Annotated in this window: 10 protein-coding genes; 3 read left to right on the forward strand and 7 right to left on the reverse strand. The window is 48.6% G+C overall.

The genetic code is table 11. From position 1 onward, the window contains the following. Nucleotides 1-8: 8 nt before the first annotated feature. The 3 genes from LPA26_RS03535 to LPA26_RS03545 are packed head-to-tail and all read left to right on the forward strand — an operon-like array spanning nt 9 to nt 2391. A complete protein-coding gene (locus LPA26_RS03535) occupies nt 9-746 on the forward strand; it encodes an RNA polymerase sigma factor FliA (protein WP_055824965.1) in 738 nt (245 codons plus the stop codon). Further along, nucleotides 746-1498, forward strand: a complete 753-nt coding sequence (locus LPA26_RS03540; protein ID WP_055824968.1) for a flagellar motor protein — start codon at nt 746-748, stop codon at nt 1496-1498. The genes LPA26_RS03535 and LPA26_RS03540 overlap by 1 nt, the downstream gene beginning before the upstream one ends. Continuing rightward, nucleotides 1498-2391, forward strand: a complete 894-nt coding sequence (locus LPA26_RS03545) for a flagellar motor protein MotB (protein WP_229007363.1) — start codon at nt 1498-1500, stop codon at nt 2389-2391. The genes LPA26_RS03540 and LPA26_RS03545 overlap by 1 nt, the downstream gene beginning before the upstream one ends. A gap of 26 nt (nt 2392-2417) precedes the next feature. On the opposite strand, the gene LPA26_RS03550 is transcribed toward LPA26_RS03545, so the two are convergent. The 7 genes from LPA26_RS03550 to LPA26_RS03580 all read right to left on the reverse strand — a co-directional run bounded on the left by LPA26_RS03550 (nt 2418) and on the right by LPA26_RS03580 (nt 12415). Beyond that, entirely contained in the window at nt 2418-4712 is a 2295-nt protein-coding gene (locus tag LPA26_RS03550) for a bifunctional diguanylate cyclase/phosphodiesterase (RefSeq protein ID WP_229007364.1), read from the reverse strand. A gap of 311 nt (nt 4713-5023) precedes the next feature. Beyond that, entirely contained in the window at nt 5024-5647 is a 624-nt protein-coding gene (locus LPA26_RS03555; protein WP_229007365.1) for a sulfite oxidase heme-binding subunit YedZ, read from the reverse strand. Nucleotides 5648-5706: 59 nt separating this feature from the next. Further along, entirely contained in the window at nt 5707-6657 is a 951-nt protein-coding gene (gene msrP / locus LPA26_RS03560; RefSeq protein ID WP_229007366.1) for a protein-methionine-sulfoxide reductase catalytic subunit MsrP, read from the reverse strand. 176 nt (nt 6658-6833) lie between these two features. Next, on the reverse strand, nt 6834-7727 hold the full coding sequence (locus LPA26_RS03565) for a DUF4394 domain-containing protein (protein ID WP_082504794.1): 894 nt from the start codon (nt 7725-7727) through the stop codon (nt 6834-6836). A 275-nt stretch (nt 7728-8002) separates the two neighbouring features. Then, nucleotides 8003-8893 carry a hypothetical protein gene (locus LPA26_RS03570; protein WP_229007367.1) on the reverse strand — a complete coding sequence of 297 codons (891 nt, stop codon included), beginning with the start codon at nt 8891-8893 and terminating at the stop codon, nt 8003-8005. Between the two features lies 1 nt (nt 8894). After that, entirely contained in the window at nt 8895-10988 is a 2094-nt protein-coding gene (ligA, locus tag LPA26_RS03575; RefSeq protein WP_229007368.1) for an NAD-dependent DNA ligase LigA, read from the reverse strand. 2 nt (nt 10989-10990) lie between these two features. Continuing rightward, nucleotides 10991-12415 carry a cell division protein ZipA C-terminal FtsZ-binding domain-containing protein gene (locus LPA26_RS03580; protein WP_229007369.1) on the reverse strand — a complete coding sequence of 475 codons (1425 nt, stop codon included), beginning with the start codon at nt 12413-12415 and terminating at the stop codon, nt 10991-10993. Nucleotides 12416-12454: the final 39 nt, after the last annotated feature.

Raw genomic sequence — 12454 nt, forward strand, 5'->3', positions numbered from 1 at the left:
GGGATAACATGTATACCGCTAAAGGCAAAACTAACAATACTGACCAGATGCTCAAGCAGCATAGCGGCCTGGTCAAGAAAATGGCATACCAGCTGAAATCAAAATTGCCCTCTTGCGTGGAGGTCGATGATTTGGTGCAGGCCGGGATGATAGGCCTGATGGATGCTATTCAACGTTATGAAGATACGCACGGTGCGCAGTTTGAGACCTATGCCTCACAACGTGTGCGCGGCGCCATGTTGGATGAATTACGTGGCGCCGACTGGCTGCCGCGTGGTATCCGCAAAAACATGCGAGATATCGAAGTAGCCGTGCAACAGCTAGAACAAAAGTTGGGCCGCCCGCCTACCGAATCAGAAATCGCCAAACACATGAATTTCAGTCTCGAAGACTACTATGATGTATTGAGCGACTGTCAGGGTCACCAGCTTATTTATTATGAAGATTTTCATGATGACGATGGTGGTGGCGAGCACTTCCTAGACCGCTTTGTGGATGATGACAGCAATGACCCGGTTAAATCCTTGCTGGAAAGCGATTTCCGCGAGGCGTTGATTGACTCCATCGATAATTTGCCAGATCGAGAAAAAATGTTGATGGGCCTTTACTACGAACAGGAACTGAACCTTAAAGAGATAGGCGCCATTATGAATGTGTCAGAATCACGTGTCTGCCAGCTGCATAGCCAGGCCGTGGCCCGCTTGCGTGCGTCAATGCGTGACAAATCCTGGACCGGAGTCTCCTGATGGATTGGGGTAGCCTGGCAGGCCTGCTTATCGCCCTCGCCGGCCTGGTGCTGGGTCAAACGATTGAAGGGGGACACCTTAAATCGCTGATGCAACCGTCAGCGTTTGTGGTGGTCATGCTGGGCACGGTCGGTGCAGTCTTGCTGCAAACCGAACTGAAAACATTTATCAAAGGCCTGCGCATGCTGCGCTGGGTATTCGTACATCCTGAAGACGACCGTCACAAGCTGGCCCAGCGCATTAACCAATGGAGTTTGCAGGCTCGTAAGGAAAGTGTCTTATCCCTGGAAAGCCAGATCAAGCGCGAGCAAGATCCTTTCGTACGCAAAGGCTTGCAATTGCTGGTAGACGGTACACCGGCTGACCGCATCCGCGAAGTGTGTGCCATTGATATGTATTACTTTGAAGTGCAAGAGCGCGATGCCGCCAAAATCTGGTCGGCTGCCGGTGGTTATGCGCCAACAGTAGGTATTCTGGGCGCGGTACTCGGTCTGATTCACGTCATGGAAAATCTTTCAGATCCTGCCAAAATCGGTAGCGGTATTGCGGTGGCTTTTGTGGCAACCATCTACGGTGTGGCATTGGCCAACCTGGTTTTCCTGCCGATTGCCAATAAGCTAAAGGGCCATATCCAGCATGAAATCTCACGCCGTGAAATGCTCCTGAATGCCTGGGTTTCTATCGCCAGAGGCGATAATCCGAAACTGGTCAGTGAACGTCTGGAAGCCTATTTGCGCCTGCGGGAGTCGTGATGTACAGGCGTAAGATCTACGATGACGATGATGAAAGCCACGACAGGTGGCTGATTTCGTATGCGGATTTCATCACCCTGCTGTTCGCTTTTTTTGTGGTGATGTATGCCACATCAACGATTAACCTGAACAAATACCAGACATTATCCAATTCGGTAGTGAATGCTTTTCAGGGTAATCCTAGCCAAGCGCCATCGCTGAATACTGAAAACCCATCCTCTTTGCAAAACCTGAGCGCCATCAAGAAACCATTGCCGCTGAGCTATTTGTACCAGGAGAAAAAACAGCGCGACATGGAAAAAATGCGCGCCATTGGTCAACAATTGGCCAACGTGTTATCCGTTTGGATAGAACAAAAAGCCATCACCGTGCAACAAGGTGAGTTTGGGGTGGATATTGCCATCCAGAATAAATTGCTGTTCAAGGCTGATCAATCCACGATGTCGGACGAAGGCCCGTATGTCATTAAACTGGTGAGCGAAGTGTTGAAAAACGAATATCGCACCATACAGGTGGAAGGCCACATTGACCGCCATGCGTTTGCTGATGATCCTAACCCAGAGGCAAAACGCTGGGAAATAACCGCGACTCAGGCCGCCCGTGTGGCAGGGATACTGGGTACACGAGGCGTGATCAGCAAGCGGCTTTCTGCGATTGGCCTGGCCGATACCAAGCCTGCTTCCAGCAGTGAAAATGATCTGGCGCAGACCATCAATAACCGTATTATCATCCGCGTGCTGACTGCTGAAAGTAATGCGCAGCAAGCTGCCAATAATACCAGTACCACCCAGCTGGAAATTTTACCGAAGGCGACTGAGCCTGTTGAGGCTGCCGGGGGGTCAATCAAGGAAACATTGATTGAAACGCCTGCTGTCGTTTCAACCAACCCATAATTCATGCAGCCTGATTAGGGCAGTCATCAAACCAGTGCCTGCTCCAGGCAGGCATCAAACTGTGCAATCGGCATAGGCTTACCAAACAAATAGCCTTGATAGCGTCGGCAACCATTATTCAGTAATAAATCCATCTGCTCCGGCGTTTCCACTCCTTCAGCAATCACGCTGAGGTACATGCTTTGCGCCATGGCAATAATCGTGCGCACAATAGTGCGGTCGTGGCTGTCGGTAACGATATCATTGACAAATGAGCGGTCAATCTTGAGCTGGTATAAAGGTAATTTTTTGAGGTATTGCAGCGAAGAATAGCCGGTACCAAAGTCATCGAGTGAAAACTGGATCCCCAGGCGACTCAGCTCACTCATGATACTCACAGCGTCATCCACATTTTCAAGCAACAGGCTTTCGGTCAGTTCAAGGCGCAATACATTCGGGTTGATCTGGTGTTTCTGGATACAGCTTTTGACCATTGCAATAAAGTTGGCTTGCCTGAACTGGCGGGCGCTAATGTTTACCGACAAGCTGAGATCACTGGTTTTACGGTCTTGCTGCCACTGCGCAATCTGCGCGCATGCCTGATCCAGCACCCACATGCCTATATCGATAATTAACCCGCTGGATTCCGCCACCGGGATAAACTGCAACGGGGAAATAAAGCCACGCTCTGGATGTTGCCAGCGCAATAAGGCCTCGGCACCAAACGGCCGACCGGTATGATCAACCTGTACCTGATAATGCAAAGCCAGCTGCTGCTGCTCGATCGCCTGGCGCAATTCAGTTTCCAGCATGATCTGGGTAGCAATTTCTGTCTGCATGCCGGCTTCGTAAACGCATGCGGTGTTGCGTCCCGCCTGTTTGGCTCTATGCATGGCGATATCAACCGCTTTCACAAAGTCGGTTTCAAGCGCATCGGCACTGGTAAAAGTGGATAGGCCCATGCTGGCAGTGATCTGCAGCTTATGGTTGGCGACTTTAAATGCACGCTGAAATACCTTTTTGAGTTTGCGCTGTAGTGCCCACACTTGCTGCAGCGCTTTCTCGCCTTCGCCGGACAGACCCGACAGCAATATCAGGAACTCATCGCCACCCATACATGCCAGAAAATGTGGTGACGCAACCTTCTGCAGCCGCTCTGCCACTTGTAATAGCAAATTGCTGCCCAGCGTATGCCCATGCGCTTCATTTATCCACTTGAAGTGATCCAGGTCAATATAGATCAATCCCCAGTGATGAGTCGTCTCTGCTTGTGATTGCAAGTGTTGAAGCACCTCGTAGGCTTTACGGCGATTAGGGAGGCCGGTCACCGGCTCCAGGTAAGCCAGTGCTTCTATCGTATCCTGCGACAAATGCCTGTCGACCACGATACTTACTAGCTTGGCCGCCTGCTCAATCATCGACTGTTCGTTTGCCGTGGGCGTCTGCGGCTGGCGATAGTAAATGGCAAACGCACCCAGCACGTCACCCTCCGCTGTCAGCAGGGGTTCTGCCCAACCCGCACGGATACCAGAAGCTTTGGCTGCATCGCGGTGATTTATCCAGTTGGGATGCGTCATCACATCTTCCACAATCACGCGTTGTTTAAGTGCAATTGCAGTCGCCAGCGACCCTTTGTCAGTTTCAAGTTGCAGCTGGCACAAGGTTTCCAGCATGGCCTTAGGCAAGGTCGGCGCAATCACCGTTTGCACCAGCTTGCCCAGGTGTTGCGTGAGCACAATGGCGCAATACATATCCGCATGCATGGCTTCAATATCGCGGGCTATTGTTTCCAGCACACGGGTGGCATCCTGCTCTTTAAGGACCAGTTCCAGCATTGAAAACTGGAAGCGCTCATAAGCGATAGCGCGCAATTTCTCATGCTGGAACTCCTGCGCGGACTGGCGTTCTTGCGTTACTTCACGCACCAGTAACAAATAGCGCTTCTCGCCGTCACTGTTGGAAAAATCGTGGGTGACTATCTCAAGCCAGCGCTGATCTACATTTTGTATGGGGAGTTGCGGTAATTGGAGTTGCTGTAAAGGGAGTTGTATGGTCCGCTGGGATACGCCTGGCAAAGGCTGGGAAAGTAATCCTTGTAACGGCCCATGTATAAGCTCTGGCAAATGTGTCCATATTGAGGAAACCATTTGTCCATCGTTATCTGAAACAGCGATATTCGCCCGATTAAAAAATAATAAGGCATCACAATTTCCGTGCTGATCGGTTTCCGCAGCTAAACCAAAACCAGAGGAATCAAAAGAGGAACGCCATTCTTCAACCGTGCTGGCGAGTGCTTGATTGGCCAGAACGAACGCGCTGGGCTCGAAAATTACTTTTAACATCAGATACCTTCACAACCGCAGTGTAAATCCAACTGCCGACAACCAAGACACTATGCCTGTCGGTTGTTGAAATGACACACCCCAAAATCATTAGTGAGAGTCGTCCCTAAAGTATTGCTCTCTTTTATATTTGCGATAATGTGTCCTGGCGTTAATGATGTCAAGCCTGAATTAAATATACAGGCGTGCGGCTGTCACATGAGAAGCTTAAACAAGGGATTAGGCGCTATGAATAACGCTCATGCCTTCTTGGAATCAGCTCTTTGTTGGAAGAGCGTAGTGAACATAGGGATGGCATCTGGCATCAATACCTATCGTTTGGCCTGATTAACATGCAGTTTCCAGCGCGCAATCATTAATCCGGCAAACACCATGCTGTAAATCACCGGTTCAGTGACATCTTTTTTGACCAGCCACCAGTAATGCAATAAAACCAATAGCCCGATGACGTAAACCAGTTTATGCAGGCTTTTCCAGCGCTGTTTGAGTGCACGTATGGCACGCTGGTTAGAAGTGGCGGCCAGTGGTAAAGTCAGCAGAAAAGCAGATGCGCCAACCAGCACATAGGGGTGTTTGATAATGTCTTTAACGATATCCGGCCAGTCAAAACTGTAATCCAGCCACAGGTAAGTCAGCACATGCAAGCAGGAATAGGCAAACATCCATAGCCCGAGTAGGCGGCGCACGGCAATCAACCAAGCTTGCTGCGTCCATTGTCTGAGTGGCGTGATACTTAAAGAAAGTAGTAAAAACACCAGCCCCCAGGTGCCAGTGGAGCGCTCGACGAATTCAACAGGATTGGCACCTAAATCATCGGTCATTCCCAGGATTAGTAGACGTAATAGTGGCAGGCTTGCACCTAGCCAGATCAGGGTTTTTAAGGTGCGGATTTTAGCGACAGGACCTGTCGGTAATAGGGACGTCAGAGGGTTCATACAAACGTTAAAATCTGTTTTAGGCTGTACAAAAATACTAGCGGTTTAACGATCAGGCCCTAGAAATTCTTTTTTAAATCCATTCCGGCGTACAGCTGCCCTACTTCATCATAACCATTAAACATTTTGGTTTTGATCCGCCCGGCAAATAAGCCTGCACCAATACGTTTTTCTGAGGATTGTGTCCAGCGTGGGTGATCAACTTGTGGATTGACATTCGCATAAAAGCCATACTCACGCGGGCCGGCTTTCACCCAGGTGGTAGTCGGCATTTTCTCCACAAAGCGGATGGTAGTAATTGCTTTGGCACCTTTGAACCCATATTTCCAGGGCACGACCAGGCGGACTGGTGCACCATTCTGGTTTGGTAACACTTTGCCATACAAACCCACCGCGAGTAGCGTTAACGGCTGCATGGCTTCATCCATTCGCAACCCTTCTACATATGGCCAGTCAAGAATAGGCATCCTTGCACCAGGCATATGACGCGGGTCATTGTAAGAAACAAACTCTATATATTTGGCATTGCCGGTCGGTTGCGCCCAATCAATAAGCGCTTTCAATGGCAAGCCTATCCATGGGATCACCATTGACCATCCTTCAACGCAGCGCATACGGTAAATACGCTCTTCAAGGGGTGCCAGTGCGAGTAACTGCTCAATAGTGATTGTTTTTGCCTGCTTGACTGCGCCTTCTATCTTGATCGTCCACGGTGTAGGTTTAAATAATACGGCTTCGCGCGCAGGGTCTTCTTTACCGGTGCCAAATTCATAATAGTTGTTGTAACCGGTGACATCCTCGTAGCTGGTCAGTTTTTCGTCTTTACCATAGGCGGTTTTTTTCGCATCCAGGGTAGCAGTCGCCGCTTTGGCATAAGCAGGCAACAACAGACTTGTGGTTAAAGCACTGGCCGCCTTAAGTACCGCACGACGCTGGTGAAACACCTCAAACGGAGTGATTTCAGAAGGCTGTATGTCACTGGGGTTACGGCGATTATTGTCCAACAACATACTGGCTCCTAAGATGTTTTAAAAGGTTCATGCGTTAATCAGATTGGACATGATAGATTAATAAAGAATCCCAGATAGCCTTCTTTAAAAATAAAGCCTGCCCAGCTGACGGAAGTATGGTTAAAAAAAGGGCTAAAGTCGTGAGACGTTTAGCCCTTTTGGTATTACTCAGATGATTAAACGCGCTGCTTGGATTTTCTCGCTGCAACACCTGCAATCAAACCCATCCCCGCCAGCAACATGGCGTAGGAACCTGGCTCTGGTACAGCTGCCAAACCTGTTACACCATTAAACGTACCGTTCAAAGTGGTTAAATATGTGGCTGCACCTGTGGTCAGGTTGATAGAAAACAATTGCGAATTCAATGTGCCGTCATCAACATTAAACAATGCATACGCTTGACCGTTACCTAAAATATCAAAGCCATTAGCGGATAAAGGGTCAATTCCTAATGAACCTACTGTTTGAATTCCACCATTCGTACCTGGACTATTAAAACCGGTATTCAGGAAGTTCAGGGTGTTGCTGCTTGTGTTGATGTAATACAAATCAGTAGTATCACCCGCCCCTGGATTCACGCCGGGATTGGAGTTCGTGTAAGCAACTGCGGTGTAACCATTGCCAATATTGTTAGCGGTATTACCCACAACGCCGGTATTAGCATTAACCGCATAATTATTGCCTGCGCCAGTCACCACACGTAATGAAGGGTTGCCACCAAAATCCGCTGTAGGATTAAAGTCGATGCCTACAGATTGACCAGTTAATGAAGCGCCAGTCAAACTGGCTTGAAAAGTAGCCGCGCCAGTCGTCGTGTTGAATGTATAAAGATTATTAGCACTTGTCACACCGTATACCAATCCATCGGTAGGCCTGAGATCGACGCCAAGTAATCTCTCACCGGCAGACAGGCCGCTGACATTGATATAGGAAACAGCGCCAAGATTCAGCGTATCTATCACTGCCAATTGATTAGTGTTGAAGGTGTATAACGTGTCAGCGTTTGCCTGTAAAGCGCCGGCCAGCATGACTGTTGCAAGTACTGCCTTTCGAATAAAGCGTGTATTCATTGTCTAACCTCTCTCAATAATTATTTTATATAGAAATCTGATAACCCCGATAAACTATATCACGATAAATAATACTGTGTTTAATTATTAACAAATCCAACTTTTACACATAAGAATCAAGTTATTGTTATCGCAGATAGTCGAGCGTCACGGCGCTTAATCAGACTAATTTGTAAGGCAAGTTTGTAAGACGAGTCAAATCACATAAGAGATTTAACTCTTACACGTTGACAGGCTGAATTTACTGCTAGTTCTGAAGAATATGTAAATAATTATTAAGGATTTGCAGCGCGTGCTTTTTCAAGCATGGCAGTTAATTCTGGATCCTGGATTTTTTGGCTGATACTTTCTGCTTGTGCCAGTAAACGCTCGGCCCCCGCTGCATCATTTTGTAAGTGCTTGGCTTCTGCCCATTCAATGGCCGTTTTAGCTTCATAAAAGCTGCCACCATTTTCTTGCGCATACTCCATCAGGCGTTGATAGGTTTTATCAGCACTCACGAAGTCTTTTTTGGCTACAAATAACTTAGCCAAAACCAGACTCGCTTCAGCGTATTGCTGAGGTTCGGCTGATTTACGCAACATCATGACGCCTTTCAACTGATATTCAATCGCCTGGTCCAGTTGTTGCATTTGCTGAAACGTAAGCGCTTCATGTACATAGCTATCAGCTCGTTCATCATCATTTAGTGCCAGTTTTTCACCTGCCTGAAACGCTTGCAGTGACTCGCTGTACTGGCCATTCTCAAACAGAGCTTCGCCGATCAAATTATGCGCTATTCGTACATAGCGCCGCATATTTTGCTGCTCGCTTAATTTGAGCGCTTGCTGGTAACTATCCAATGCAGCTGTGGTGTGCCTTGATTCCTGCTGCACATTCCCCAGCAGCATGTAGGCTGAAATCAAATCCAGACCTTGTGGCTTGAGGGCAATGGCTTTTTTAAAGCTTTGCTCTGCATCGGCTGACTGATTCAAGGCAGATTGCGCACGCCCTTTGCATAACCAGAACTCCGCTTGTGCGGGGTGTTTTTCAGCGATGTTGATGGCTTGGGAGAACTGACGTTTTAGCAGTGCCGAATCACAAGACTCTAATGCAGCATCTCGTGCAAATGATTCATTAATAATCAATAAATTAAGTAATATAATTAAAGTAATTTTCAGATGCATATCACAATAGATCAGCTTGTTTAGGTGAAGTAGTTTCCGCAGATAAATTTTCTTTGGTTATTGTTTCTTGAACCGTACCGGCACCAGACGATGCCAGCATCGCCAGCAATGCGTCTTCATCAAGAATGGTGACATTAAGTTGCTGTGCTTTTTCCAACTTGCTGCCAGCCTCTGCACCTGCAACCACATAACTGGTTTTGGCAGAGACACTACCGCTTACCTTACCGCCTTCTGCTTCTATCAATGCCTGAGCCTGATCTCGCTTGAGTGTAGGCAGCGTGCCTGTCAGTACAAAAGTCTTGCCTGCAAATGCCGCTGATTGGGATTTTTTTGGCAGATCCGCCCAATGCACGCCCAGTCGCCGCATTTCAGCAATCACTTCAATGTTGTGCGGCTCTTGAAAAAATTGGTACACCGCCTCCGCCACCACCGGTCCTACGTCATTGACCTGCATTAAACTTTCAATGTTGGCATTGATCAGCGTATCCAGATCACCGTAATGCTGAGCGAGATCCTTGGCCGTTGCTTCACCCACATTGCGAATTCCTAGCGCATAGATAAATCGTGGCAAGGTGGCTTTCTTGCTTTTTTCAATGGCAGCCAGCACATTTTGTGCTGACTTATCGGCCATACGGTCCAGGCCTGACAATTTTTCTAAATCAAGGCGGTAAACATCATCCAGATGATTCACCAGGTTACGTGCAACCAGTTGGTCAACCAGTTTCTCGCCCAAACCTTCAATATCCATCGCACGGCGCGAAGCAAAATGTGTAACTGCCTGTTTACGTTGTGCCGGGCAGATCAATCCACCGGTACAGCGCGCAATCGCTTCATCCTGCAGGCGGACTACATGTGAGCCGCATTCAGGACATGTGACCGGCATGACAAATAAGCGCGCATTTGCCGGACGCAACTCAGGTTTGGGTGAAACAACTTCCGGAATGACATCCCCCGCCCGTCTGACAACCACCGTATCACCAATTTGAATATCTTTACGGCGTAACTCATCTTCATTGTGCAAGGTGGCATTGGTGACTGTGACACCGCCGACAAACACCGGCTTCAACCTGGCCACCGGGGTAATGGCACCTGTGCGACCCACCTGCACAGTGATGTCTTCAACTATGGTCAACGCTTCTTCAGCCGCGAATTTATGCGCAACCGCCCAGCGTGGCGCACGCGAGACAAACCCTAGCGTGCTTTGCAGATCAAAATCATTGACCTTGTAAACCACTCCGTCGATGTCAAAAGGCAAACTGGGGCGCAAAGCACCAATCTCGGCATAATAATCACGTAAGCCTTGTGCACCTTGCTTAACGCTGCGCAGAGTCGTCACCGGAAAGCGCAAGTCAGCCAGGTACTGCATGGCCTCTGCATGTGAATGCAATGCAGGAATCCCTTCACTTGCACCCAAGCCATAGGCAAAAAAATGCAATGGGCGTTTTGCCGTAGTATTAGAATCCAGCTGGCGCAGGCTGCCGGCAGCGGCATTACGTGGGTTAGCGAACAGCTTGCCACCGATAGCGGCCTGTTGCTGGTTCAGTTTTTCAAAATCTTTCTTCAACATCAGTACCTCACCGCGCACTTCAAGTAAAGCTGGCGGGTTGCTTGAGGTTAGCCTGGTTGGAATCGCGCGGATGGTTTTAAGGTTGTGGGTGACATTCTCACCGGTATAACCATCTCCACGTGTTGCGCCTTGAACAAATACGCCATTTTCATAAGTCAGCGTAATTGCCAGGCCGTCAAATTTGGGTTCTACCGCGTATTCAATTTTTGTTTCATCTGTCGCCTCACGCACGCGGCGATCAAATGCTTCGAGCTCCTGCTCACTGAAAGCATTGTTAAGCGAAAGCATGGCTTGCCGGTGTTGTACGCTTTCAAAAGCGGCTGACGCCAACCCGCCTACACGTTGGCTGGGGGAGTCTGGAGTGACCAATTCAGGATGTTTTTGTTCAATCTCCAACAACTCCCGGTAGACACCATCATATTCATTGTCATCCACTTGTGGTTCATCAAGCACATAATAATGGTAGTCGTATTCAGCGATACGCTGCTTAAGCTGTTGCAAAACCAGCGCAGCATCATTCACAGACATGATTAAGAGAACAGGCGTTTGGCATGGGCGCTACCGGGCGTAATACCCTGTGCAGCCATGGCATTTGAAATATTGTTTAACTGCTGGCGGATTTTGTCTAGCTGCACATCACCGATAGGCTTGCGGTTTACATCAATCAAACTCGCACTCAGGCTGCCTGCCATATTGCGTGCTAAATCGACCATGCGATCAAACACCTGCAGGCTGTTAGCTGTTGTAGGGATATCCAGCTGAAATGTCACTCCTGTCATAACTGCCGTTTTTAGCATCTCGCCAGAAAAAGGTTTACCTTCATAATTGCGAATCGAATACTCGAGGTCGCCATCACTGTTAAATAACTCAAAACGGCCTTCTGGACTAAGTTGCATACCGCTGGCTTCTGCGAGGCCGCGTAGCTTGGTTGCATGGAACATTCCCTGATTGGCCAGCACATGAAACTCTACGGCTTTATCCACCTCAATGCAAAAAGCATCAATTAACTGAGCCTGTTGCGACGGCTCGTATCCGCCCTGCCAGTGAATGGTCAATCCTAATGCGCGTGCCAGTGTTTCCATCGATTTCTGGAAGCGTTTCAGTGTGTCCTGGTCAACCGGGCCACCCCTGTCTGCCAGCTGCAAACTGCAAACTACCTGGCTTAATGGTACTTGATTCTGCATCGCGGCTGCATCCATTGCCAATACATCCAGCCACACTGCTGATGAAGCTTGTTGCCCCCATAAAGTAGCATGGTGCGGGAACGTCCGGGCTTCAGCTTGCAAGTCTTCCAGTTCAATCAGCATGACCCCTAATGGCGCATCGATTACGCCTACCCAATCCATAGCGGTATGCAAGGCAGCCGGTATGACAACGGCTGATACTGAACCTGCTGCGGATTCGGTTTGATAGTCATTATCTGACCTTGAATCGTAAGATTCTGGAGAGTAATCTGTGGTTAATTGCTCCATTGCCGGTGATTTCGGCTCAGAGAAATGATCAGTTGCCTGGTATTGCGGCTGATGCGCGGATGGCTCGGCTTTATAAGCAGGCTCTGTGAAAGCGGGTTCTGTTTTTGAAACTGAAGGATTAGCCACTGGTGGCACTGGACGTACTTCGTTACCCTGCTTATTGGCATCAGGGTTTTTCAGGGGTGGTGCGGAGGCTGTTTTTGCTTTTGCATTATCCCCAACATTAAATTCCGGCTCGAATTTTACTGATGGGCGAACACGTGGTTCTGACATCCAGCCTTCAACTTCTTCGGCATTTTCAGCACCTTGTGTTTTCCTGGCAGGTTCTTTTACCTGGCTGCCGTCCAGCACATCGGCACGGGTGTGGCTGAAACGGTATTCAACATCTTTACGGTACTTTTTCTCTTGCCACCAGTTAAAAACTACCACTGCCAGTACAATGCTGACCCCCAGCAATACCAAAATCATCCACAAATCAGACATGTATGCTTACTATCCTTTAAAACTCCGCGATATGATACA

This window comes from Methylophilus sp. Leaf408 (assembly GCF_916856905.1).
Classification (GTDB): Bacteria; Pseudomonadota; Gammaproteobacteria; order Burkholderiales; family Methylophilaceae; genus Methylophilus.

Excerpts from the sequence above, each read along its gene's own strand:
- LPA26_RS03535 (WP_055824965.1), top strand. The coding sequence starts at position 9 with ATGTATACCGCTAAAGGCAAAACTAACAATACTGACCAGATGCTCAAG.
- LPA26_RS03540 (WP_055824968.1), top strand. The coding sequence starts at position 746 with ATGGATTGGGGTAGCCTGGCAGGCCTGCTTATCGCCCTCGCCGGCCTG.
- LPA26_RS03545 (WP_229007363.1), top strand. The coding sequence starts at position 1,498 with ATGTACAGGCGTAAGATCTACGATGACGATGATGAAAGCCACGACAGG.
- LPA26_RS03550 (WP_229007364.1), bottom strand. The coding sequence starts at position 4,712 with ATGTTAAAAGTAATTTTCGAGCCCAGCGCGTTCGTTCTGGCCAATCAA.
- LPA26_RS03555 (WP_229007365.1), bottom strand. The coding sequence starts at position 5,647 with ATGAACCCTCTGACGTCCCTATTACCGACAGGTCCTGTCGCTAAAATC.
- msrP (WP_229007366.1), bottom strand. The coding sequence starts at position 6,657 with ATGTTGTTGGACAATAATCGCCGTAACCCCAGTGACATACAGCCTTCT.
- LPA26_RS03565 (WP_082504794.1), bottom strand. The coding sequence starts at position 7,727 with ATGAATACACGCTTTATTCGAAAGGCAGTACTTGCAACAGTCATGCTG.
- LPA26_RS03570 (WP_229007367.1), bottom strand. The coding sequence starts at position 8,893 with ATGCATCTGAAAATTACTTTAATTATATTACTTAATTTATTGATTATT.
- ligA (WP_229007368.1), bottom strand. The coding sequence starts at position 10,988 with ATGTCTGTGAATGATGCTGCGCTGGTTTTGCAACAGCTTAAGCAGCGT.
- LPA26_RS03580 (WP_229007369.1), bottom strand. The coding sequence starts at position 12,415 with ATGTCTGATTTGTGGATGATTTTGGTATTGCTGGGGGTCAGCATTGTA.